This window comes from Nocardiopsis ganjiahuensis DSM 45031, from assembly GCF_000341085.1.
GTDB lineage: Bacteria > Actinomycetota > Actinomycetes > Streptosporangiales > Streptosporangiaceae > Nocardiopsis > Nocardiopsis ganjiahuensis.
Window position 1 is genome coordinate 100,361 of the sequence record NZ_ANBA01000030.1, and the last position, 22,905, is coordinate 123,265.

21 protein-coding genes are annotated in these 22,905 nt (G+C 69.9%); 18 read left to right on the forward strand and 3 right to left on the reverse strand.

Features of this window, described 5'->3' with window-relative positions; translation table 11 throughout:
- Positions 1 to 208 precede the first annotated feature (208 nt).
- Complete coding sequence (locus D458_RS0130705) at positions 209 to 2,167, reverse strand: glycoside hydrolase family 18 chitinase (RefSeq protein WP_017590552.1); 1,959 nt, start codon at positions 2,165 to 2,167, stop codon at positions 209 to 211.
- Positions 2,168 to 2,604: 437 nt separating this feature from the next.
- On the opposite strand from D458_RS0130705, the gene D458_RS0130710 reads away from it, so the two are divergent.
- The 12 genes from D458_RS0130710 (at position 2,605) to D458_RS0130765 (ending at position 15,535) form a co-directional block, all read left to right on the forward strand.
- Positions 2,605 to 3,126, forward strand: coding sequence for a MarR family transcriptional regulator (locus D458_RS0130710; RefSeq protein ID WP_017590553.1), 522 nt, complete (start codon positions 2,605 to 2,607; stop codon positions 3,124 to 3,126).
- 77 nt (positions 3,127 to 3,203) lie between these two features.
- Positions 3,204 to 4,934, forward strand: a complete 1,731-nt coding sequence (locus D458_RS0130715) for an acyl-CoA mutase large subunit family protein (RefSeq protein ID WP_017590554.1) — start codon at positions 3,204 to 3,206, stop codon at positions 4,932 to 4,934.
- Positions 4,935 to 5,217: 283 nt separating this feature from the next.
- On the forward strand, positions 5,218 to 6,171 hold the full coding sequence (locus D458_RS0130720) for a tetratricopeptide repeat protein (RefSeq protein ID WP_026119850.1): 954 nt from the start codon (positions 5,218 to 5,220) through the stop codon (positions 6,169 to 6,171).
- A gap of 184 nt (positions 6,172 to 6,355) precedes the next feature.
- On the forward strand, positions 6,356 to 7,087 hold the full coding sequence (locus D458_RS0130725; RefSeq protein ID WP_017590556.1) for a cytidylate kinase-like family protein: 732 nt from the start codon (positions 6,356 to 6,358) through the stop codon (positions 7,085 to 7,087).
- Positions 7,088 to 7,474: 387 nt separating this feature from the next.
- Complete coding sequence (locus tag D458_RS0130730; RefSeq protein WP_017590557.1) at positions 7,475 to 8,872, forward strand: NAD-dependent malic enzyme; 1,398 nt, start codon at positions 7,475 to 7,477, stop codon at positions 8,870 to 8,872.
- Positions 8,873 to 8,947: 75 nt separating this feature from the next.
- Positions 8,948 to 9,529 (forward strand): YqgE/AlgH family protein, encoded by a 582-nt coding sequence (locus D458_RS0130735; RefSeq protein ID WP_017590558.1) that lies wholly within the window; start codon positions 8,948 to 8,950, stop codon positions 9,527 to 9,529.
- 92 nt (positions 9,530 to 9,621) lie between these two features.
- Positions 9,622 to 9,864: a DUF3039 domain-containing protein gene (locus D458_RS0130740; RefSeq protein ID WP_017546110.1), complete on the forward strand. Its 243-nt coding sequence runs from the start codon at positions 9,622 to 9,624 to the stop codon at positions 9,862 to 9,864.
- A gap of 413 nt (positions 9,865 to 10,277) precedes the next feature.
- Positions 10,278 to 11,063, forward strand: coding sequence for a class E sortase (locus D458_RS0130745; protein WP_017590560.1), 786 nt, complete (start codon positions 10,278 to 10,280; stop codon positions 11,061 to 11,063).
- Between the two features lie 16 nt (positions 11,064 to 11,079).
- On the forward strand, positions 11,080 to 11,361 hold the full coding sequence (locus tag D458_RS0130750) for a hypothetical protein (protein WP_017590561.1): 282 nt from the start codon (positions 11,080 to 11,082) through the stop codon (positions 11,359 to 11,361).
- 202 nt (positions 11,362 to 11,563) lie between these two features.
- The gene (locus D458_RS0130755) at positions 11,564 to 13,291 is read left to right on the forward strand and encodes a DEAD/DEAH box helicase (RefSeq protein ID WP_017590562.1); all 1,728 of its coding nucleotides are present in this window, start codon (positions 11,564 to 11,566) and stop codon (positions 13,289 to 13,291) included.
- A gap of 98 nt (positions 13,292 to 13,389) precedes the next feature.
- Positions 13,390 to 14,415 carry a zinc metalloprotease gene (locus D458_RS0130760; protein ID WP_051049820.1) on the forward strand — a complete coding sequence of 342 codons (1,026 nt, stop codon included), beginning with the start codon at positions 13,390 to 13,392 and terminating at the stop codon, positions 14,413 to 14,415.
- 106 nt (positions 14,416 to 14,521) lie between these two features.
- The gene (locus D458_RS0130765; protein WP_017590564.1) at positions 14,522 to 15,535 is read left to right on the forward strand and encodes a tryptophan--tRNA ligase; all 1,014 of its coding nucleotides are present in this window, start codon (positions 14,522 to 14,524) and stop codon (positions 15,533 to 15,535) included.
- Between the two features lie 105 nt (positions 15,536 to 15,640).
- Here the strand turns inward: D458_RS0130765 and D458_RS0130770 are convergent, their stop codons facing one another.
- Both D458_RS0130770 and D458_RS0130775 read right to left on the reverse strand, forming a co-directional pair.
- Positions 15,641 to 16,213: a nicotinamidase gene (locus D458_RS0130770; protein WP_017590565.1), complete on the reverse strand. Its 573-nt coding sequence runs from the start codon at positions 16,211 to 16,213 to the stop codon at positions 15,641 to 15,643.
- Positions 16,214 to 16,280: 67 nt separating this feature from the next.
- A complete protein-coding gene (locus tag D458_RS0130775) occupies positions 16,281 to 17,582 on the reverse strand; it encodes a nicotinate phosphoribosyltransferase (protein ID WP_017590566.1) in 1,302 nt (433 codons plus the stop codon).
- 133 nt (positions 17,583 to 17,715) lie between these two features.
- Here D458_RS0130775 and D458_RS0130780 point away from each other — a divergent pair, with 133 nt between their 5' ends.
- From D458_RS0130780 to rdgB, 6 genes are all read left to right on the forward strand, one after another.
- Positions 17,716 to 18,138, forward strand: a complete 423-nt coding sequence (locus D458_RS0130780; RefSeq protein WP_017590567.1) for a Mov34/MPN/PAD-1 family protein — start codon at positions 17,716 to 17,718, stop codon at positions 18,136 to 18,138.
- A 166-nt stretch (positions 18,139 to 18,304) separates the two neighbouring features.
- Positions 18,305 to 18,583, forward strand: a complete 279-nt coding sequence (locus D458_RS0130785; RefSeq protein WP_017590568.1) for a MoaD/ThiS family protein — start codon at positions 18,305 to 18,307, stop codon at positions 18,581 to 18,583.
- Between the two features lie 7 nt (positions 18,584 to 18,590).
- A complete protein-coding gene (locus D458_RS0130790; protein WP_017590569.1) occupies positions 18,591 to 19,538 on the forward strand; it encodes a PLP-dependent cysteine synthase family protein in 948 nt (315 codons plus the stop codon).
- Between the two features lie 398 nt (positions 19,539 to 19,936).
- Complete coding sequence (locus D458_RS0130795; RefSeq protein WP_017590570.1) at positions 19,937 to 20,689, forward strand: MBL fold metallo-hydrolase; 753 nt, start codon at positions 19,937 to 19,939, stop codon at positions 20,687 to 20,689.
- Positions 20,690 to 20,821: 132 nt separating this feature from the next.
- Positions 20,822 to 21,547, forward strand: a complete 726-nt coding sequence (gene rph, locus D458_RS0130800; protein ID WP_083936481.1) for a ribonuclease PH — start codon at positions 20,822 to 20,824, stop codon at positions 21,545 to 21,547.
- A gap of 56 nt (positions 21,548 to 21,603) precedes the next feature.
- Entirely contained in the window at positions 21,604 to 22,209 is a 606-nt protein-coding gene (rdgB, locus tag D458_RS0130805; protein WP_017590572.1) for an RdgB/HAM1 family non-canonical purine NTP pyrophosphatase, read from the forward strand.
- Positions 22,210 to 22,905: the final 696 nt, after the last annotated feature.

A 22,905-nucleotide genomic window follows, 5' to 3' on the forward strand; every position in this document is an offset into this window, starting at 1 on the left:
CGGCCCCTCGGCGGATTTCCGGGCCGCGCCCGGTCCTTCCAGCGGATCTGCCGAGTTGACGGGCCGGACCGGTGAGGGGCGACGGGAACTGTCCCCTTGTGGCCACACGGAGGTCTTGACGAGTTGCGGTCCGCAAGAGTAAGGGGTCCCGGCCGTACAGGCCGGGACCCCTGTTTCTCCTGTGGTTGCCGGCGAGCGAGGGGAAGGGCTAGCCGCCGAGGGCGGTGTCCACGGCGGTCATCAGACTGCCGTTCGCGTCGTCGCCGTCGATGGACCAGATCATGACCCCGCCGAGGCCGGCGTCCACCGCCCAGCCGGTCTTCTGGGCCAGGGCGATCTCGTCGTCGTAGGTCCAGAACGTGGTGCCGTCGTACAGCCACGCCGTCCCGGAGGCGTCGTCGCGGTGCAGCTCGAAACCGGGCAGGTCCTTGACGACCTTCCAGTCCTCGATGCCCGCCTCGTAGCTACCGGGAGCGGGGCCGGTGGCGTTCTGGAAGAGGCCGTCGCCGTCGGGACCGGCGGGCACCCCGGTCCAGCCGCGGCTGTAGAAGGGCAGTCCGAGCACCATGTCGGCCGGGTCGACGCCGCGGTCCAGGTAGGCCTGCACGGTGGTCTCGGTGGAGAAGACGTCGGGCCCCGGGTCCTGGGGGTGCTCCACCAGGTTGGACTGGTGGTTGGTGGTGTCCTCCCAGGCGCCGTGGTAGTCGTAGCCCTGGACGGTGACGAAGTCGAAGTTGGGCATGAGCCGGTCCATCTCGAAGCCCAGCTCGATCTTCTCCGGGTCGGCGGGCAGGAACGCGGTCAGTTCGAACTCGCGCCCGGTGTCGGTCTCCAGGGCGTCGAGCTGGTCGCGGAACTCCTGGACCAGGGCGGTGAAGTTCTCCTTGTCCTCGGGACGGACCGTGTTGTGCTCGTGCCCCTCGGAGCCGGGCCACTCCCAGTCGAGGTCGATGCCGTCGAAGACGCCGTTGGCCGAGCCGGGGCCGCCCGCGCCGTCGAAGGCCGGCAGGTTCCCCTTCAGGTACAGGTCGATGCAGGAGGAGACCACGCGCTCGCGGGACTCGGGAGTGAGCGCGGCGTCGGAGAAGTGCTCGGACCAGGTCCAGCCGCCGAGCGAGATGTTGACCTTCAGGTCCGGGTGCTGCTCCTTGAGCTTGCGCAGCTGGTTGAAGTTGCCGCGCAGGTCCTGGGACCAGGTGTCCCCGACCCCGTCCACGCTCTGGTCGGCGCTGAAGGAGCGGCCGTAGTCGGCCCAGGCGTCGCCCTGGCCCAGCTGGTTGGCCATGAAGCACTCACCGCCGGCGTTGACGTTGCCGAAGGCGTAGTTGACGTGGGTGAGCTTCTCGGCGGTGCCGGAGGTCTCCATGTCGTTCACGAGGTAGCCGCGGTCGTAGATGCCCCACTGGGTGAAGTAGGCGACGCGCCGGTCCCCGGGCGGGTCGGTGGGTCCGCCGTCGTCCTTCTCCGTGGTCGCGGTGACCGCTTCGCTCTCCGGGCCGCGGTTGTTGGAGGTGTCGTAGGCGCGGACGGTGAAGGTGTACCCGGTCTCGGGGACCAGGCCGCTCACGGTGGCGTCCAGGGTGTCGGCGCCGACCGCGCGGACCACCTCACCGGCGGAGAGGACCTCGTACCCGGCCACGGCGACGTTGTCCTCGGCGGCCTCCCAGGACAGCGACACCGTGTTCGCGGTGACGCCGGTGACGGCTGGTCCGCCGGGGGCGGTGGGCGCTTCCTCGTCCTTCTCGCCGGGCTCGCCCGAGCAGGGGTTTCCGTTGACGAGGCAGTTCTCCGGGGCGGTGTCGCCGCCGGAGTGGGTCCCGTTCCAACCGACGGTGTAGCTGCCGCCGGCGGGCACCGGGGCTCCCCACGAGGGGGCGGTGACGGTGTGCGTGCCGCCGGACTCGGAGTGCCGGGCGTTCCACAGACTGGTGATGGCGCTGCCCTGGGGGAGGGTGAACTCGACGGTCCAGTCGGTGAGCGCGGTGCCGGCGGCGTTGTCGATGGTGAGCTGGCCGCCGTAGCCGCTCTCCCAGCGGCTGGTCTCCACGTAGGTGACGGTGACGTCGGAGGCCTCGGCGGAGGCGGTGGCGGGGGTCAGGGCGAGGGGGACGGCGATCATCACGGCGAACAGCGCCGCGAGCCGGGTTCGAAGGCGTGGGGTTCTCACGTTGCGAGGTCTCCTGGTGCGTGAACGGCAGTGGGGGAGTGGTGCCGACCGTCGGCGCGAGGGCGTCGGACGGAGGGGGTCGATTGCACAGGAACGTGGGCGCGGGTGGGGGTGGAGAACGGGCTCGGCGGTCATTACGGAGCATCTCGGTACCTCTGACGTGCGGTATTAAATTATTAGGAAAGTTAACTAATAGTTTCTGGGCTCGTCAATGAGTTCTTCGTGGCTTTTTTCACGTGCGGTTCCCCCGGGGCCCGTGTGGGGCGTGCGGCCAGCGGCGTTTCCGAGGTGGCGGTGCGGACCAGTGCCTTTCGGCCGGGGCTGGCCCCTTGTGGCCACCGGAACCTCCTTGACGGAGGCGGGCCGGTGTGATCCGTGCCGGAAGCCCCGTTCGGCGCCGGTGGAACACGGCCTAGAGTGACGGCGTGGGAAACCCTTTGAACCTTCCGTTCGACCCGATCGAGCGCGCTCACGACAACTGGAGTCAGAGATGGGGTGCCTCGCCCGCCATGGCGGCGGTCACCTCCGTCATGCGCGCGCAGCAGATCCTCATCGGCGAGCTGGACGGCGCCCTCAAGCCGTTCGGTCTGACCTTCGCCCGTTACGAAGCGCTGGTCCTGCTCACCTTCAGCTCCTCCGGCTCGCTGCCGCTGGGCAAGATCGGCGAGCGCCTGATGGTGCACCCCACCAGCGTCACCAACACCATCGACCGGCTGGAGGGGCAGGGGCTGGTGCTCCGCCTCCCCAACCCGAGCGACGGCCGCGGTGTGCTGGCGGAGATCACCGAAGCCGGGCGCGAGGTCACCGAGGAGGCCACCCAGGCGCTCCTGGGCATGGACTTCGGCCTCGGGTGCTACTCCGACGAAGAGCTCTGGCGCATGCACGAGATGTTCACCCGGCTCAGGGTGGATTTCGGCGACTTCCCCGCCCCTGTCGCCGGAGCGGCCGAACAGCGCTGACCGGCCCCGTTCCGGGGGCATGGACGCCATGGGCGCCCCGCCTGTACATCATTAGTTGGACGTCCTACTATCTTGGTATGGCGAACACCACAGGAGACCTCACCAACGGCGGCGGGGCCCACGAGATCGAGGCCGGACGCGACCGCTGGCAGCGCCGCTACGACTCGGCCCGCAAGCGCGACGCCGACTTCACCTCGCTGTCCGGGCGCCCCCTCGAACCCGCCTACGGACCCCGCCCCGGCGCCGAGGTACCCGGCTTCGAGCGGATCGGCTGGCCCGGCGAGTACCCCTACACCCGCGGCCTCTACCCCACCGGGTACCGGGGCCGGGCCTGGACCATCCGCCAGTTCGCCGGCTTCGGCAACGCCAGGCAGACCAACGAGCGCTACAAGATGATCCTCGCCCAGGGCGGCGGCGGACTCTCGGTGGCCTTCGACATGCCCACCCTCATGGGCCACGACTCCGACTCGGCGCACGCCCTGGGCGAGGTCGGCCACTGCGGAGTCGCCATCGACTCGGTCGCCGACATGGACCTGCTCTTCGACGGCATCCCGCTCGGCGAGACCACCACGTCCATGACCATCAGCGGACCGGCCATCCCGGCCTTCTGCATGTACCTGGTCGCCGCCGAACGCCAGGGCGTCGACATCGGCGGCCTCAACGGCACGCTCCAGACCGACATCTTCAAGGAGTACATCGCCCAGAAGGAGTGGCTGTACCCGCCGGAGCCCCACCTGCGCCTCATCGGCGACCTGATGGAGTACTGCGCCGAGCACATCCCCGCCTTCAAACCGCTCTCCGTCTCCGGGTACCACATCCGGGAGGCCGGGGCCACGGCCGCGCAGGAGCTGGCGTACACCCTGGCCGACGGGTTCGGCTACGTGGAGCTCGGCCTCTCCCGGGGCCTGGACATCGACCGCTTCGCCCCGGGGCTGTCCTTCTTCTTCGACGCCCATATCGACTTCTTCGAGGAGATCGCCAAGTTCCGCGCCGCCCGCCGCATCTGGGCCCGCTGGATCCGCGACACCTACGGGGCGAAGACCGAGAAGGCCCAGTGGCTGCGGTTCCACACCCAGACCGCAGGGGTCTCCCTCACCGCCCAGCAGCCCTACAACAACGTGGTGCGCACCGCCGTCGAGGCGCTCTCCGCGGTGCTCGGCGGCACCAACTCGCTGCACACCAACGCCCTCGACGAGACCCTGGCCCTGCCCACCGAGCAGTCCGCCGAGATCGCCCTGCGCACCCAGCAGGTCCTCATGGAGGAGACCGGGGTCGTCAACGTCGCCGACCCGCTCGGCGGATCCTGGTACGTGGAGGCCCTCACCGACGAGATCGAGGCCGAGGCCGAGCGGATCTTCGAGCACATCCTCCGGATGGGCGGCGGAGAGGACGCCGAGCACGCCATCGGCCCGATGACCTCCGGCATCCTCGCCGGGATCGAGAACGGCTACTTCAGCTCCGAGATCGCCGAATCCGCCTTCCAGTACCAGCAGGCCCTGGAGAAGGGCGACAAGCGCATCGTCGGGGTCAACTGCCACACCGGAACCGTCTCCGGCGAGCTGGACATCCTCAAGATCAGCCACGAGGTCGAGCACGAGCAGAAGCGCGTCCTCGCGGAGCGGCGCTCCGCGCGCGACAAGGACAGCGTCGACCGCGCGCTGGCCCGCCTGCTGGAGGGCGTCCGCGCCGACGACGGCAACCTGATCCCGCTCATCATGGACGCCGCCCGGGCCGAGGCCACCCTCGGCGAGATCTGCGCCACGATGGGCGAGGAGTTCGGTACCTACACGGAGGACCCGCGTTTCTAGCCTTGCGCCTCCGCTTCGCTTCGGCGCGTGTTCGGGCGCCCAGAAAGCCAGGGATCGGTGTTCAAGAGACACAGAATCCTCGTCCACGCCCGCCCGTCGCCCGCCACCACCCTCAACGGACGCCTGCGGCGCAGTCCTGACTCTGGCTCGTTCCTCGCCAGCGGCTCGACTCGTTTTGCAGCACCCTGGCGGCGCCCTCACGGAAACTCCCTGGGGTGGGGGTTCGCTGAAGGCTTCCCGGGGCGGTCTCCGCGCCGCTCCGGGATACGGCAGGATAGGGATCATGCAGCCTTCGGACTTTTCACCGAACAGTGCGGTTGACCTCGGGGCGCGCAAGGCGGCCTTGGAACGTGAGGCCAAGCAGCGTGCCGAGGAGTCGGCCGGTCGAACCAACCCCTACTCCGTCAACGCCGACGAGTCCAACTTCCAGCAGGTGCTGGAGCGGTCGATGGCCGCTCCGGTCGTGCTGGCGGTGCTGGCGAGCTGGTCCGAGCAGTCCAAGCAGGTCGAGGCGGTTCTCGACAAGCTCTCCAAGGGCTCCGGCGGAAACTGGCTCCTGGCCAAGGTGGACAGCGACGCCAGCCCCCAGCTGGTGCAGGCGCTCCGTGTCTCCGGGACCCCCACGATCATCATCGCGGTCCAGGGCCAGGTCATGCCCCTGATGCAGGGACCGGCCACCGAGGAGCAGCTGCGTGAGGGCCTGACCCAGGTCTTCGCCGCCCTCTCCCAGCAGGGCATGCTGCCCCCCGGGCACCCCGGCACGGTGGACGGCGACCCGTCCGCGATGCCGGAGGAGGACCTGGCCGGCGAGCCCGAGTCCGAGGAGGACCCGGTCACCGCGGAGGCGCAGGCCGCTCTGGAACGCGGTGACTTCGAGGCCGCCGCGGCGGTGTTCGAGAAGGCCCTGGGGGCCGACCCGAAGAACCCCGACCTCAAGGCCAAGCTCGCCCAGATCCGGCTGATCGGCCGCCTGCAGGACGTGGACGGCCCCGCCGTGCGCCAGGCCGCTGCCGACAACCCGGCCGACGTGGACGCGCAGATCACCGTCGCCGACATCGACATGTACGGCGGCAAGTTCGAGGACGCCTTCGACCGGTTGATCCAGACGGTCAGGCAGACCGCCGACGAGGACCGCGACCGGGTGCGTGAGCACCTGCTGGCCCTCTTCGACCTGCTGCCCGCGGGCGACCCCCGGGTGGGCGCGGCCCGCCGCAAGCTCACCTCGGCGCTGTTCTGACCCCCGTCCCCGGGGCGGTCGTCACCGGTCGCCCCGGGGGATGTTCTCTGGCGAGATGTCACCACGAGTGGCAAAACGTCACGTATTTACCGATTTGAAGATCGTGGGATAGCCACACCGACTTCGGGTAGAAGTTTCGCAACAGCGGTCCACCGGCCCGCGTGGCGAACCCGGCAGGTGTTCCATGGCGACGAACGACGCTCCCCTCGCGCACGGCGCTGACCCCGTGGTCACGATCTCGGCGACCTTCGGTGCCGGAGGCAGTGTGGTCGGCCCCGCCGTCGCCGCACGGCTCAACGTGCCCTTCCTCAACCGCGCGGTGCCCAGCGCGGTGGCCGCCGAGATCGGCTGCTCCCTCGACGAGGCGCTCCAGCGCGACGACCGCGCCCTCGGCGGACTCGAACGGCTGCTCTCCAGCGCCGCCCGTCTGCCCACCGTCACGCTCGGCAGCGTGGACACCGCCTTCATCGGCACCACGAACGACGAGGGTCGGCTCCTCTACGACCACGAGTTCGTCGAGCAGACCGAACGCGTCATCCGCGACGTCGCCCGGGGCGGCGGCGTGATCCTGGGCCGGGCCGCCGCGGTGGTCCTGGCCGACCACCCGGGCGCGCTCCACGTCCGCCTCGACGGGGACCGGGAGGCGCGCCTGAACAGGGCGCGCCGGCTGTGGGACGCGGGGGACCGCGAGGAGTGCGGCGGCCACGGCTGGGGCCCCACCCGGCCCACACCCCGGCTGCTGGACGACAACGACCGGGCCCGGGCCGCCTACGTGCGCCGCTTCTACCGCGTCGACCCGGCCGATCCGGTCCACTACCACCTGGTGGTGAACTCCACCGTGCTCTCCACCGACGCCTGCGCCGACGTGGTGGTGCGCGCCGCGGCCGACCGCGCTCAGGGGCCAGGGGGCGCTTAGACCCCTGTCGGACGCCCCGACTTAACGAGAACTTATGCGATTTTTTCCGAAGGCGTTAATTGTCACCTTGTGCTGACGTCACCCACTTGACTCGGGTAAGGTGAGGCGACTCGGTTGTGGGCTCTCAAGTGCCGCCCCGCCCACAGGCCGAGGCCCGTGCCGGACACCCGATGACAGGGTGTTCCATCGCGGGACGCGCAACCGTCACGGACCCGGGTCCGATCGGCGCGCAGGCGCCGACGAGGCTCCACCGGACCGGGCCACGGAGTGCAGGCCGTTCCCCGATCCCCCGGTGGAGGAGTCCCGACGTCGGTCCGTACGTCCACGGGAGGGGCCGCCGGTGCGCCCCGCGGACGCATGACATCAGCAAAAGCCAAGGAGCAATACGTGGCCACCCTTCCCAGCGTTTCGTACTCCATCACCGTCCGACTCGAACTGGACGCCGGAGGCAGCGCTGTCGGCAGCCTCACCAACGCGGTGGAGCAGGTCGGCGGCATGATCACCGCCCTGGACGTGGCGGCCGCTGGGCACGAGCGCATCCGCATCGACGTCACCTGCGCCGCCCGCGACACCGAGCACGCCCAGGCCATCGTCGACGCCCTCGGCGCGGTCGAGGGGGTCGTGGTCCACAAGGTCAGCGACCGCACCTTCCTCATGCACCTCGGCGGCAAGATCGAGATGAAGTCGAAGGTGCCGCTGCGCAACCGCGACGAGCTCTCGATGGCCTACACCCCCGGTGTGGCCCGCGTCTCCCAGGCCATCGCCGCCAACAAGGACGACGCCCGCCGCCTGACCATCAAGCGCAACAGCGTCGCCGTGGTCACCGACGGATCGGCCGTGCTCGGCCTGGGCAACATCGGCCCCGAGGCCGCCATGCCCGTCATGGAGGGCAAGGCGGCCCTGTTCAAACGCTTCGCCGACATCGACGCGTGGCCCATCGCCCTGGACACCCAGGACGTCGACGAGATCGTCCGCACCGTCCAGCTGCTGGCCCCGGGCTTCGGCGGCATCAACCTGGAGGACATCTCCGCTCCGCGCTGCTTCGAGGTCGAGGCCCGCCTGCGCGAGCTGCTGGACATCCCCGTCTTCCACGACGACCAGCACGGCACCGCCATCGTCGTGCTCGCCGCGCTCCGCAACGCCCTGCGCGTGGTGAACAAGAAGCTCTCCGAGGTCCGCATCGCCATGTCCGGCGCGGGCGCGGCCGGTACCGCCATCCTCAAGCTGCTCATGCACGCCGGTGCGCGCGACGTCATCGTCAGCGACGTCCGGGGCGCCGTCCACGCGGGCCGCGAGGACCTGGACAGCAACCTGCGCTGGATCGCGGAGAACACCAACCCCGAGGGCTACAGCGGCGACCTCAAGGGTTCCGTGGCCGGTGCCGACGTCTTCATCGGCGTCTCCGCCCCGAACCTGCTCAGCGGTGAGGACATCGCCGAGATGAACGAGGACTCGATCATCTTCGCGCTGGCCAACCCCGACCCCGAGGTCGACCCCGAGGTCGCGCACCTGCACGCGGGCGTGGTCGCCACCGGTCGCAGCGACTACCCGAACCAGATCAACAACGTCCTGGTCTTCCCCGGCTTCTTCCGCGGTCTGCTGGACGCCCAGAGCCACCACGTCACCTCCGACATGATGGTGGCGGCCGCCGAGGCCCTCGCCGACGTGGTCAGCGAGGACGAGCTGGGCCCGAACTACATCGTCCCGAGCGTCTTCCACTCGGACCTGTCGAACCACGTGGCCACCGCGGTGCGCGAGGTGGCGCAGCGCAACCAGGCGGAGTAGGGCCGGGGCAGCGGTTCGGGAGAGCTTCCCGGCGAGGGGCGACCAACGGACGGGATTTCCGGGTAAAGGTGGACCATGGACCAGTCGACTCTGACCGGGCGCCTGCTGGTGGCCGCCCCCCTTCTCCAGGAGGACTCCTTCCGCCGTTCGGTGGTGTTCGTCGTGGACGACGCCGACGACGGCACCCTCGGAGTGATCCTCAACCGTCCGCTCGAGCTGCCGGTGGACGAGGTGGTGACCGACTGGGGCGCCTACGCGAGCGCCCCCGCGGTGATGTTCTCGGGCGGGCCGGTCGGCACCGACTCCGGGATCGCCCTCGGGGCCGCGCCTCCGGACGAGGCGCCACCCGGCTGGGCCCCGCTCGAGGGGGGTGTTCCGGGGCCGGAGCTGTCCGGTGTCGGGATGGTGGACCTGGACGCTCCCACGGAGGTCCTGGGCGCCTCCCTGAGCGCCCTGCGCGTGTTCGCGGGGTACGCCGGGTGGAGCGCGGGGCAGCTGACGGGGGAGATCGAGGACGGCGCCTGGTACGTGGTCGACGCCCTCGCCGACGACCTCTTCGGAGGCGCTCCCGAATCCCTCTGGTCCCGGGTGCTGCGCCGTCAGGGGGGTGAGATGGCCCTGCTGTCGACCTATCCTGACGATCCCAGCATGAACTGACCCCCAGACGTGAACTGGGCGGTACCGCACCCGGTGGGGCGGGCCGCGACACCCTATACCGTGGTACACGGACGTTGAAAGGTGTGAGGACGATGTCGATGGATGTCCTGAACAAGGTTCTTCCGGACAGCGAGACCAGGCCGGACATCTCGCACGACGACGGTGACCGCGAGCGGTTCGCCCACTACGTGCAGAAGGACAAGATCACCCAGAGCGCGGTGACCGGCGACCCGGTGATCGCGCTGTGCGGCAAGGTCTGGGTGCCCAACCGCGACCCGAAGAAGTTCCCCGTGTGCCCGGACTGCAAGAGGGCGTACGAGGAGATGATGAAGTAGGCGACCCCCCGGTCGTGCGCGAAAGGCCTTGACCCACCCCTTCCGGGTGAGCCGAGGCCTTCGTCGTGTCCCGGGCCGGGCCGCCGGTGCGCTCCCGCTCCGGCCGCGACGGACTTTCGGGACCACGAACTCGTGCTCTCCGTCGCGCGTACGCTGGCGTCCCACGGTGGGGCGGTTATCGTGGTCCTGCACGATTTGGGGCTTGCGGCCGCGTACGCCCATCGTGTGGCGGTACTCTCCGGAGGGCAGGTCGCCGCGCAGGGAACCCCCGCAGACGTGTTCAGCTCGTCGCTCCTCAGCGCTGTGTACCAACACGAGGTCGAAGTTCTGCCGCATCCGTGTACGGGGGCCCGCTCGTCATCCCCCTCCGGTCACCCGGGTGCACACGAAAGCGTCCACAGGAGTAGGTCGTATTGGTGTCCACAACTGAACGGCAGTTCCACGATGAGTCCCACCCCTCGGACGAGGAGCGGGAGCGGCCCTCACGGGGCCGAAGGCGGCGTGCCCGCAAACCCAGGGCCACCCCGGGCGACGTCGTCCGCGGGTTCGTCCGGTTCTTCGGCGAGATCCTGCTGACCGCGGGTCTGCTGATGCTCTTCTACGCCGCCTACGAGGTGTACGGCTCCCAGTGGGAGACCGACCGGGAGCAGCAGGGCCTGGCCGACGGCCTGGACGAGGCATGGGCCGCCGTCGACGAACGGGGCCCGGACTCCGAACCCCTTCCGGGCAGCGCCGACAGCCGCCTGTACATCCCGGACCTCGACCTGGACTGGGTGGTGGTCAACGGCACCACGCCGGAGGACATCCAGTACAGCCCCGGCCGCTACACCCAGTACGACAGCGCCCCCGGTGAACTGGGCAACTACGGGATCGCGGCGCATCGCACCCCCGGCCTCTTCTGGGACCTGGACCTGCTCGACGAGGGCGACGTCATGGTGCTGGAGGACGGCGAGAACTTCTACACCTACGAGGTCTTCCGCGAGGAGACAGTCCTGCCCGAGGACTTCTGGGTGGTCTCCCCCGACCCCTTCGAGGAGGCCTCGGAGGAGGAGCCCGGACGGGCCCTGATCACCCTCACCACGTGTGCCCCCAAGCTCAACAACACGCACCGGCTCATCGTGTGGGCGGAACTGACCGAGACCACACCCAAGTCCGAGGGCATGCCCGACAGCATCGCCCACATGGCACCGGACGCCTAGGAGAGGGGACGCACGAATGTACGGTCTGATCTGGCGCATCCTGCCCGGTCCCTGGGCCTCCAAGTTCATCATGGCGGTGGGCCTGCTGGCCGGCGGTGCCGCACTGCTGTGGTTCTTCGCCTTCCCGGCGCTCTCCCCGCACATGCCGTTCAACGACGGTGCGGTGGACACGACGGGTATCGGTACCGAGGGGCCCGAGGGGGAGGCCGACCCCGATGCCGGTGGGGTCGAGGCGGTCCCCGAGGACGGAGAGGGTGCCGGGGTGGAAGCGGTACCTGAGGAAAGCGACGGAGCCTAGGGAACCTCGGGGAAAGACGTTTTCGAGACGGTTTTCGAGCGACGACGCGGCGCGGTGCGGTGAGCACCGTGCCGCGCCGTCGTGCGGCGGCGCTTGAGGCGGCGCGCGGGTGGGCCGTTGTGCGCGGCACCACTGCCGGGGCTCCCGGTTCGGTCCCCGGCGGCCGCTAACCTCAAGCAGTGAGCAACGGGGGACGGAACGAATGACGGTGACGCAGACCACACCCGAGGATCGCCTGAGCGGCCTTCGGGCCTGGCAGCGCGAGGCCTTCGAGGAGTACTTCCGCAGGCAGCCACGCGACTTCCTCGCGGTGGCCACGCCCGGCGCGGGCAAGACCACCTTCGCGCTCACCCTGGCGAGCGAGCTCCTCCAGCGGCACGCGGTGCGCGCCATCACCATCGTCTGCCCCACCGAGCACCTCAAGAAGCAGTGGGCCGAGGCGGCGGCCCGGTTCGGCATCGCCATCGACCCCGACTTCAAGAACGGGCAGGGCGCGCTCGGCCGCCAGTACGTCGGCGTGGCCGTCACCTACGCGCAGATCGCCGCGCACCCGATGCTGCACCGCAACCGCACCGAGGCGCGCAAGACCCTGGTCGTCTTCGACGAGGTCCACCACGCGGGCGACGCCCTGTCCTGGGGTGACGCGGTCCGGGAGGCCTTCGACCCGGCCACGCGCCGGCTGTCCCTGACCGGCACCCCGTTCCGCTCCGACATCAACCCCATCCCGTTCGTGGACTACGTGCAGGACCAGGCCGGGGTGCGCCGCTGCTCGTGGGACTACAGCTACGGGTACGCGCCCGCACTGGAGGACGGGGTGGTGCGCCCGGTCATCTTCATGGCCTACTCCGGCGAGATGCGCTGGCGGACCCGGGCGGGCGACGAGCTCGCCGCCAGGCTCGGCGAACCCCTCACCCAGGACGCGCTGTCCCAGGCCTGGCGCGCCGCGCTGGACCCCAAGGGCGACTGGATCAAGAAGGTCCTGCACGCGGCCGACCGCCGTCTGACCGAGGTGCGCAAGACCCACCCGGACGCGGGCGGCCTGGTCATCGCCAGCGACCACGAGAACGCCCGGGCCTACTCGCGGATCCTGCGCCAGATCACCGGCAAGGGCGCCACCGTGGTGCTCTCCGACGACCCGACCGCCTCCAAGAAGATCACCCGGTTCGCCAACGGTGACGACCGCTGGATGGTCGCGGTCCGGATGGTCTCCGAGGGCGTGGACGTGCCCCGCCTGATGGTGGGCGTGTACGCGACCTCCACCAGTACGGCGCTGTTCTTCGCACAGGCCATCGGCCGTTTCGTGCGTGTGCGCCAGCGCGGTGAGGTGGCCTCGGTGTTCCTGCCGTCGGTGCCGACCCTGCTGGAGTACGCGGGGGAGATGGAGCGCGAGCGCGACCACGTCCTCGACAAGCAGCCCTCGGACGACGAGTACCCGGAGGAGGACCTCCTCAAGGAGGCCAACAAGAAGAAGGACTCCCCCGACGCGGGGGAGGAGCTCCCCTTCGAGACCATGGAGTCCGCCGCGGAGTTCGACCGCGCGCTCTACGACGGCCTCGAGTACGGCGGGGGCGGCGCGCCCGGTTCCAGTGAGGAGGAGGACTTCCTCGGCCTCCCCGGACTGCTCGACCCGGACCAGGTCTCCCAGCTGCTGCGCAAGCGCAAGGCCGACCTCCAGGCCAGCCGGCTCAAGGCCAAGGGCAGGGCCGAGCCGGAGGAGGAGGCAGGGCCCACCCACGAGGTCCTCGCCGAACTGCGCAAGGAGCTCAGCAACCTGGTCGGTGCCTGGCACCACCGCACGGGCAAACCGCACGGGGTGATCCACAACGAGCTGCGCCGCGCCTGCGGAGGGCCGCCGGTCGCGCAGGCCAGTCCACCGCAGATCCGGGAGCGCATCGCCAAACTCCGTGCCTGGGCCGTGGGTCAGAAGTAGGGCGAAAGCAGTCATCTTCCGGTCGAACAGGGCAAATACTTCGCAAGGCCACGCAAGGCTGCCCATCGTTGGGCAATCGTACAACTACAGTCCGTGAGGTGATTGGACGAAGCCCGCGCGGCGGCTCAGCCGCGACCTGGTCCGGCCTGGCCGTGTGCGCACTCGCACTGACCGGTCTGGTGGCGAACGCGCTGCCAGTTCCCACCGACCCCGGACCCGTGCGGGCCGGGGCGGCGGCCGAGCCGGACCCGTACTGCTCACCGGGTTCCGACGCCGCGGACACCGCGGCCCGGGCGGCGCACACCCGGGTGGCCGACCCGGGCGCGGACGCCGCCGAGGGGGTGGAGGTCACCCCGGAGCAGGCGGCCGAGTACGAGGACCAGCTGCGCGAGGCGCTGGTCCCCCTGCGCGGCCACGAACTCGCCCCGCCCTACACGGTTCCGGTGGTCGTCCACGTGATCTCCGCCGAGGACGGCCGCGGTGACGTGAGCGACCGGCGGATCCAGGAGCAGGTCGACGTCCTCGACCAGGCCTACCGGGGGGAATACGCACTCGGTTCCGAGGGCACGGACACAGGCTTCCGCTTCGAGCTGGCCGACGTCACCCGCAACGCCGACGACGCCTGGTTCCGCGACTTCAACCGGTACCGCGACACCATCCGGTCCCGCCTGCGCCAGGGCGGTCCCGAGACCCTGAACATCTACACCACCGAACTCGAGTCCGGCCTGCTCGGCTACTCGACCTTCCCGCAGGACTACCCGGACAAGCCGTCCCAGGACGGGGTGGTGATCGCACACGACACCCTTCCGGGCGGTGAGCGGGACCGCTTCAACGAGGGCCACACCGGAACCCACGAGGTGGGCCACTGGCTGGGACTGTTCCACACGTTCCAGAACGGCTGCCGGAGCCCGGGCGACTACGTGGACGACACCCCGTACGAACGCGAGGCCGCCGCGGGCTGCCCGAAGGGCCGGGACAGCTGTCCGGACCTGCCGGGGGAGGACCCCGTCACCAACTTCATGAACTACAGCGACGACGCCTGCATGACCCACTTCACCCAGGGCCAGACCCGTCGCATGATCGAGCACTGGGTCGCCTTCCGCGGCGGCGACGCCCGGGTCTGACCCGAGCCGGCAGGGAGCGGCGCCCTCAGGTCATCGGGGGCGCCGCTCGCCGTCGGCGGCGGGCGCCGGGCGGGAAACGGGCGCCGTGCGCCGATAGGCTGGACACATGGCAGCGAACACCTATCTGACCGGGATCAAGCCCACCGGCGACTTCCACCTGGGCAACTACATCGGCGCGATCAAGCCCGCCCTGGCAGCGGCCGCGTCCGAGGCGTCCGAGACGTTCTACTTCATCGCGGACTACCACGCGCTCAACATCATCAAGGACGCGGACGAACTCCGCCAGAGCATCCGGTCGGGCGCTGCCACCTGGCTGGCCTGCGGACTCGACCCCGAGCGCACGGTCATCTACCGCCAGTCCGGCATCCCCGAGACCTTCGAGCTCACCACCATCCTGAGCACCCTCACCCCCAAGGGGCTCATGAACCGCGCACACGCCTACAAGGCCGCGCGCGACCGCAACAACGAGGCCGGGCTCACCGAGCTCGACGCCGGCATCAACATGGGGCTGTACAACTACCCCATCCTGATGGCCGCGGACATCCTCGTCATGGAGGGCCAGCGCGTCCCCGTGGGGCGCGACCAGTCGCAGCACATCGAGTACACCGCCGACCTCGCCGGATACTTCAACCACCGGTACGGGGACAGCTACAGCTTCCCGATCCCCAAGGGCGTCATCGACGACAGCGACGCGAGCATCCTGCCCGGGACCGACGGCCGCAAGATGAGCAAGTCCTACGACAACCACATCCCGCTCTTCCTGCCGGAGAAGAAGCTCCGCAAGGCCATCAACCGGATCCCCACGGACTCCACCCCGGTCGAGGACCCCAAGGACCCGGACAGCTCGATCCCGTTCCAGCTGCTCACGCACTTCGCCGACGCCGACAAGGTGGCCGACGTGCGCAAGCGCCTGGAGGCGGGCGGCATGGGCTGGGGCGACCTCAAGAAGGAGCTGTTCGAGGCGGTCAACGCCGAACTCGGCCCCAAGCGCGAGCGCTACGAGGAGCTCATGGCCTCCGAGACCGAGCTCGACGACATCCTCGCCTCCGGCCTCGAGCGCGCCCGCGCCCGGGCCCGCCGGGTGCTGGGCGACGTCCGCGCGGCCATCGGTATCGACTGACCGCACACACGAAGGGGGCGGCGGTGACCAGGTCACCTCCGCCCCCTTCGCCGTTGTGTCCGCAAGGGCGTCCGTCCGAGGGCTGCCCCGGGCGGCCGCTCGGGCTCAGCCGACCAGCGGCTCGCCCTCCAGGGCCACGCCCGCCCCGCGCAGCTGCTCCAGCGCCGAGTCCACCGTGGGCGCGGCCACTCCGGCGGTCAGTCCGAGCAGCACCCGGGTCCGGAACCCCTCGCTGCTGGCGTCCAACGCGGTCGCGCGCACGCAGTGGTCGGTGGCGATGCCCACCACGTCCACCTCGTCCACGCCCCGGTCCCGGAGCCACGCGGCCAGGGTCGTCCCGCCGTCCTCCGCGGTGCCCTCGAAACCGCTGTAGGCCGCCGTGTACTGGCCCTTGCTGAAGACCTCCTCGGCCACGGAGGGGTCGAAGTCGGCGTGGAACTCCGCGCCGGGCGTGCCCACCTCGCAGTGCCGGGGCCAGCTGTCCACGAAGTCGGGGTCCTCCGAGAAGTGGTCCCCGGGGTCGATGTGGTGGTCACGAGTGGCCACCACGTGGTCGTAACCGCCCGAGCGCGCGTGCCGGGTGACGGCGGCCGCAGTACGGGCCCCGCCGTTCACACCCAGGCTCCCGCCCTCGCAGAAGTCGTTCTGTACGTCCACCACGATGAGTGCCCTGGTCATGTTCGGCACCTGCCTTCTTGTCGAGGATGCGGTCTTGTCATGGGAGGGCCGGCGGGGACGGCCGGGGTCAGTGGAAGACCGTCGGCAGCGCGGCGTCGCCACGGGACATCCGCAGCGCCTGCTCGGGGAGCTCGGCCACGGTCTTCCGGTGGCGTTCGCGCGCCTCGTGCACGCTCTCGTGTCCCACCACCTCGCCGTCGGTGACCAGCGGCCGCAGCAGCGGGCGGGCCCCGACCAGGTCGGCCGGCTCGTGCGGGAACACCTCCTCGGACACGGCGATCCCCTGGTCGTCCAGCCGTCGGACCGCCCACTTGCGGCCTCCCCGGCTGGGCTTGCCGACCGAGCGCTTGGCGACCGGCTCCAACGGGGCGCCCTCGTCCAGGCCGCGTGCCCGCGCCACCAGCTTGTAGACCAGCGACACGGTCGGCGCGCCCGAACCCGTCACCAGGGACGTACCCACTCCGTACCCGTCCACCGGCGCCACGGCCAGGGCCTGGATCGAGTGCTCGTCCAGGTCGCCGGTCACCACGACGCGGGTCCCGGTCGCACCGAGGGCGTCCAGTTGGGCGCGGACACGGGAGGCGGTCTTGGCCAGGTCGCCGGAGTCGATGCGGACCGCGCCGAGCCCGGGGCCGGCCAGCTCCACCGCGTGGCGCACCGCGCGTTCCACGTCGTAGGTGTCCACGAGCAGAGTGGTCTCGGTGCCCATGGACTCCAGCTGGGCCTTGAAGGCGTGCCGCTCGCTGTCGTGCAGCAGCGTGAAGGCGTGCGCGGCCGTCCCGCCGGTCGGCACCCCGTAGCTGCGCCCGGCCTCCAGGTTGGAGGAGGTCGCGAACCCGGCCACGTAGGCGGCGCGCGCCGCCGCAACGGCGGAGCGTTCGTGGGTGCGGCGGGAACCCATCTCGATCAGCGGCCTTCCGCCCGCGGCCACGGACATCCGGGTGGCGGCGGAGGCGATCGCGCTGTCGTGGTTGTACACCGACAGCGCCAGGGTCTCCAGGATCACACCCTCGGCGAAGGTGCCCTCCACGACCAGGATCGGCGACCCCGGGAAGTAGGCCTCACCCTCGCCGTAGCCCCACACGTTCCCGGAGAACCGGTACTCCGAGAGCCAGTTCAGCGTGGTCTCGTCCACGACTCCGTTGTCGGACAGGAAGTCCAGTTCCTCGGAGCCGAAGCGGAAGCGCTCCAACAGGTCCAGGAAGCGGCCGGTACCGCCCACGATCCCGTAGCGGCGTCCCTCCGGCAGGCGTCGGCCGAACATCTCGAACACCGACCGGCGTGCGGCGGCGCCGCTGTGCAGGGCTCCCTGCAGCATCGTCAGTTCGTAGTGGTCGGTGAGCAGCGCGCTGCTGCTGTCCTTGCTCATAGGGGGGAGCCTACGTGTTTCGGGCAGGGGCGGTGCGAGTGCCCCACCTGCATCGGGGCGGTGCGCGGAGTGACCCGTACCGCATTAATACCCACCTGGTTGGTAGAAAAGAAGTTGTGGGTACCCTGGACCCATGCTGAGGATCGACCGCTCCATCCACGACCAGATCGTCGCCCACGCGCGCCGTGACCACCCCGACGAGGCGTGTGGTGTCGTCGCGGGCCCCGAGGGTTCCGACCGCCCGGAGCGGATCATCGAGATGCTGAACGCGGCGCGCTCCCCGACGTTCTACGAGTTCGACTCGACCGAGTACAAGAAGGTCTACGACGAACTCTGGGACCGGGACGAGGAGTTCGTGGTGATCTACCACTCCCACACCGCGACCGAGGCCTACCCCTCGCGTACCGACATCTCCTACGCCCAGTGGCCCCAGGCCCACTACGTCCTCGTGTCCACACGTGAGGCCGACACCGCCGAGTTCCGGTCCTACCGGATCATCGACGGCGAGGTCACGGAGGAACCGGTGGAGATCACCGGGGCCGGCACCGACCGGTAGACGGGCCCACCCGCCGGCACGAACACCCGCCGACAGGTACGCACGACCGACAGGTGGCCGTTACCCGCCACCACGCCCGGGACCCCGCACAGGGCACCGGAATGGGAGCGGTGAACCGCCTGTTGGACATGAACGCACAACAACGACCGTTTACGGAGTCACCTTCATGGCCATCGAGGTCCGCATCCCCACCATCCTCCGCAACCTGACCGGCGACGCCAAGGTCGTCGAGGGTTCCGGTGACAACCTCAGCGAGCTGATCGCCGACCTGGACAACAGCCACCCCGGCATCGCCGAGCGCCTGGTGGACGGCGGGAAGCTGCGCCGCTTCATCAACGTCTACCTCAACGACGAGGACGTCCGCTTCGTCGGCGGGCTTGAGGCCAAGCTCTCCGACGGTGACAAGGTGACCATCCTTCCCGCCGTCGCCGGCGGCTCCCGCTAAGGAAGCCATGCGCTACGACTCCCTACTCGACTCCCTCGGTGGCACGCCGCTGGTCGGCCTGCCCCGGCTCTCGCCCTCGCCGGAGGTCCGGCTGTGGGCGAAGCTGGAGGACCGCAACCCCACCGGCTCGATCAAGGACCGCGCCGCGTACTTCATGATCGAGCAGGCGGAGAAGGACGGGCTGCTCTCACCGGGCTGCACCATCCTGGAGCCGACGTCGGGGAACACCGGCATCTCGCTGGCCATGGTCGCCAAGCTGCGCGGCTACCGCATGGTCTGCGTCATGCCGGAGAACACCTCCGCCGAGCGCAAGCAGCTGCTCGCCATGTGGGGCGCCGAGGTCCACTTCTCCGACGCCGCCGGCGGCTCCAACGAGGCCGTCCGCGTCGCCAAGGAGATGGCCGCGGCCCACCCCGACTGGGTGATGCTCTACCAGTACGGCAACCCGGCCAACGCCCGGGCCCACTACGAGACCACCGGGCCCGAACTGCTGGCCGACCTGCCGGAGATCACCCACTTCGTGGCGGGTCTCGGCACCACCGGCACCCTCATGGGTGTGGGCCGCTACCTGCGTGAGCACCGGCCCGGAGTCCAGATCGTCGCCGCCGAACCCCGGTACGGCGAGCTGGTCTACGGGCTGCGCAACATCGACGAGGGGTTCGTCCCCGAGCTGTACGACGAGTCCGTGCTCACCACGCGTTTCTCGGTGCCGGCGGACGCCGCGCTCCAACGCACCAGGCAGCTCCTGGAGAAGGAGGGCGTCTTCGCGGGTATCTCCACGGGCGGTGCCCTGCACGCGGCCCTGGGCATGGCCCGCAAGGCCGAGAAGGCGGGCGAGCGCGCCGACATCGCGTTCGTCATCGCTGACGCGGGCTGGAAGTACCTCTCCACCGGCGCCTACGAGGGAACCCTCGAGGAGGCGGAGGAGCGACTGGACGGCCAGCTCTGGGCCTGACCCCGGTCGAGGCCGGTTCCCGCACAGGGGACCGGCCTTCGTCATGCCTGCCGCCCGGGTCCCGCTTCCGCCGTGCGCCTGGCCGTGCACGTACCGGGTATCCGTCGTGCGTCTGCTCCGACCGCTACGCGCCTGCTCCACGACCGTCGTGTTCCTGTCCCACCCCCTGTCCTGAACCCGGGACCAGGGAACCAGTCAAATCTGGTCAATCGGTGTGAAAAATTCACACGTGACACACGTCGCCTGAGATGCGGACCACATTTTGTACCACCCGGGCGGCCATTGGGGTACACCCGTAACAACGGGACATCCGCAGAACCAGCCGCTCACCGCTCTCCCCGCACACGTCACGCAGGGGCCACGGAGGCAGTGCGGCCGATCGAAAAGGCGACGACGACGTGCGACTCACGATTATCGGGTCCTCCGGGAGCTTTCCCGGGCCGGACAGTCCGGCCTCCTGTTACCTGATCGAGGTGGACGGCTTCCGCCTCCTGCTCGACCTGGGCAACGGTGCGCTCGGCGCTCTCCAGCGTTACGCCGACCTCTACTCCGTCGACGCCGTCTACCTCAGCCACCTGCACACCGACCACTGCGCGGACATGTGCGCCTACTGGGTCGCCCGCATGTACTCGCCCGGCGGGGCCAAGCCCCCCATTCCCGTGTACGGGCCCGCGGGTGTCGCCGACCGCCTGGCCGAGATCTACGGACTGGACCCGGACCCCGGCATGACCGAGGTCTTCGACTTCCACGAACTCACCCCCGGCGAGTTTTCGATCGGCCCGATGACCGCCCGCGTCGCCCGGGTCAACCACCCCGTGGACGCCTTCGGCATCCGCCTGGAGCACGAAGGCGTCAGCCTCACCTACTCCGGTGACACCGGCTCCTGCGACTCCCTCGTCGAGCTGGCCCGGGACACCGACCTGTTCCTGTGCGAGGCGGCCTTCCACGACCACCTCGAACACCCCAAGGACATGCACCTGACCGGCAGCGAGGCGGGCGAGCACGCCACCCGCGCCGGGGTCCGCAAGCTCCTGCTCACCCACCTGGTGCCGTGGAACGACGACGACATCACGATGGCCGAGGCGCGCAGCACCTTCGACGGCCCCATCGAGCTGGCCCGCGGCGGCCAGGTCCGGGAGATCGGGGTCTGACCCGGAGCGGGACCGCGTGAGAGCAGCGGCCGGCCCGGGGGAGGGTGGGGCCCGTGTGGCGCAGGTCCCACCGAGTCCGGTACCCCCCGGCTCCAGCACCGTGGGACACCGTCCGGATATACGCTCGTGTGCATGGCCCGACCTGACGGACGCGTTCCGACCCAACTCCGCCCCGTGAACATCCACCGCAACTGGCTCCGCCACGCGGAAGGCTCCGCACTGATCGAGTTCGGGGACACCCGTGTGCTCTGCGCGGCCACCGTCGAGGACGGTGTGCCTCGCTGGCGCCGGGGCACCGGCGAAGGCTGGGTCACCGCCGAGTACGCGATGCTCCCCCGCTCCACGGACACCCGCGGCGCCCGGGAGTCGGTGCGCGGCAAGATCGGCGGCCGTACCCACGAGATCTCCCGCCTGATCGGTCGTTCCCTGCGTGCCGTCGTCGACTTCAAGGCGATGGGCGAGCACACCATCACCCTGGACTGCGACGTGCTCCAGGCCGACGGCGGCACCCGTACCGCCGCGGTCACCGGCGCCTACGTGGCCCTGGCCGACGCGATGAAGCACCTGCGCAAGCGCCGCAAGCTCAAGAACAACCCGCTGACCGGCTCCGTCGCGGCGGTCAGCGTCGGTGTGGTCCAGGGCCAGCCCCGGCTGGACCTGAACTACCTGGAGGACTCGGTCGCCGACACCGACATGAACGTCGTGCTGACCGGCGACGGCAAGTTCGTCGAGGTGCAGGGCACGGCCGAGGGCCAGGACGCCGCCTTCGACCGCGAACTGCTCAACAAGCTGCTCGACCTCGCCTCCGGCGGGTGCGAGGAACTGACCGCCATCCAGAAGAAGGCACTGTCGGAGTGAGGACCGCGAGCGGCGCCGGTGCACGCATCGGCGGTGTTCCCGGTGGAGGAGGCACGGTGAAACTCGTCCTGGCCACGCGCAACGCGAAGAAGGTTCCGGAGATGCGCGCCATCCTGGCCGAGGCCGGGGTGGAGGCCGAGGTCCTGGCCCTGGACGCGTTCCCGGACGCGCCCGAGGTACCCGAGACCGAACCGTCCTTCATCGGCAACGCACTGCTGAAGGCGCGGGCGATCGCGGCGCACACGGGACTCCCGGCGGTCGCGGACGACTCCGGCCTGAGCGTGGACGAACTCCGGGGCATGCCCGGGGTGCTGTCCGCCCGCTGGGCCGGCCGTTTCGGTGCGGGCGACCAGGACCGGGCCAACCTGGACCTGGTGCTCGACCAGCTCGCCGACACCCCGCCCGAGCGCAGGGGAGCGGAGTTCGTCTGCGCGGCGGTCCTGGTCATGCCGGACGGGACCGAAGCCGTCGCCGAAGGCGTGCTGCGCGGCCGCCTGGTGAGCGAACGCCGCGGTGAGAACGGGTTCGGTTACGACCCGGTCTTCGTCCCCGAAGGGGAGGTCCGCACGACCGCGGAGCTGTCGGCCGAGGAGAAGAACGCGATCAGCCACCGGGGGATCGCCTTCCGGCAGCTCGCTCGCGAGCTGTCCGAGATGGTCTGACCAGTACGTTCACCCAGGCAGACCAGGGTGAGGCGTGAGTGGGGGCGGGTGCGGGACCCGAACGGGTCCGGGCATCCGCCCCTCCCTCGGTTCGAGGGGCCGCAAAGAAAAATCCGCTCCCCGTGTTTGCCTGTGTGTGGGCCTGGGGAGGATGGATGTTGTCTGACAAGCAAGCCACGCGAAACACCGGTCCCTGTGTGTAGGGCCGAGTGAACCGGGGCGTCGCTCCGCGGACCAGGGCGAGAACCCGCAGATGACGGGGGCCGCCAGGCCAACGCGGAACGTTCGGACAGATCGGGGTCCCTCCCACGGTCCGTACTGATTTGACGTCGCTGGACCAGTTACCTAGACTCACCGAGTCGCTGCGGGACGGCGAGCGGAACCTCTTGGGTTCCGGCTCAGCACCGGGCCGCGATCACAGACACACTCTTCTTCGCCGAGATGGTTCGAGCACTCGCTCGAAGCAGGTAGGCTCTGGGAGTTGCTTCAAACAGCCCAGCAAAAACCACTTCGGTGGAAACGCTAGGCTGGGGAAGCAGCGGGAATTCTTTCTCCCGATCAGGTTTTAAAGCGAAAACGCCGATTTGGCGGGGCGCGGAATACCTGATAAAGTAAAGACACAACGAAGCGGGTCGGTCGCGAAAGCGACTGAAACGCAGAAAGCCTTCCACGGAAGAGCAGACAGAACACTGGTTC